Source organism: Salinicola sp. (assembly GCF_982684285.1).
Map to the genome: position 1 here is coordinate 1 of NZ_CEXLVS010000526.1, position 1,065 is coordinate 1,065.

Genomic DNA, 1,065 nt, shown 5'->3' on the forward strand with positions numbered 1-1,065 from the left:
CCGTGGTTTTTCAACTTCTAAGGAAGTGGGCAAGTCAGGATGATGTTGCTTAAGCCATTTGAACATATCCAGTGTTTCGTCCACATTTCGACCTTCAAAATGAACCCAATCAAATTGCTGGAGATCAATTTTCTTAAAGTCAGCAAATGAAAACTCAGGGCAATCACGATGATGCACGATAGTGCGGCTGCCCGTTTCTTGGCTAAGGCTGATATAGGATGTTGGCATTTTGCCAGAGTTCAGCACGGTGCAGGCTGAAAAATCGATATTAAACGAGGTTAAGTCTTGTTGAATGAGTTGGGCATCCGGCTCATTAATGATGACTCCGGCCCAACAGCAGTGATGACCAAGCTGGCTTAATATGGCGAGAGTATTGGTTGCATTGCCACCACGAGCTTGTCGTTGTGAAAGTGCACGAACTTCACCATCTTCAGCTGGATACGACTCAACGGTATTGATGATATCTAAGGTTGCTATGCCTACCGCGAGAATATTAGCCATGGATGTGGGAGAAAAGTGTGAATGTCTTTAATTAAAAACCAGCCCTTGTGACTCACAAAGGGCTGGTTTTATAGGTTAAAGGGTATCGAAAATTGCACCAACGGCGGTAGTGATGTCATCGATATTGCCAGTACCAGCAATCGAATGAAGTTTATCTTGGTCACCGTAATAACCGATTAAGGGTGCAGTTTGCTCTTGGTATACGTTTAGCCGGTTACCAATGGTTGCTTCATTATCATCCGCACGTTGAAATAACTCACCGTTACAAGCGTCACAATGATCGGCTGTTTTTGGTGGCGAAAGATGCACATTGTAGATCGCACCGCAGTCTTTACAGGTGCGACGACCGGTTAACCGTTGCATTAATTCTTCAAAAGCAACATCAAGTAAGACCACAGCTTGTAATGGCTGATCAAGTTTTTCCAACATGGCATCCAATGCTTCGGCTTGGACAATATTACGAGGAAAGCCATCAAGAATGTAGCCGTTTTTAGCATCGTTATCAGATATACGTTCACGAATTAGACCAATAACAATGTCATCAGAGACTAAGGCACCAGCATC

At 43.8% G+C, this 1,065-nt stretch carries 2 protein-coding genes; both read right to left on the minus strand.

Annotated elements, in window-relative coordinates:
• The coding region (locus tag AC3AYF_RS21655; protein WP_487780528.1) for a PfkB family carbohydrate kinase at positions 1 to 501 on the minus strand (501 nt) is incomplete at its 3' end.
• Between the two features lie 75 nt (positions 502 to 576).
• The coding region (locus tag AC3AYF_RS21660; RefSeq protein WP_487780529.1) for an adenylate kinase family protein at positions 577 to 1,065 on the minus strand (489 nt) is incomplete at its 5' end.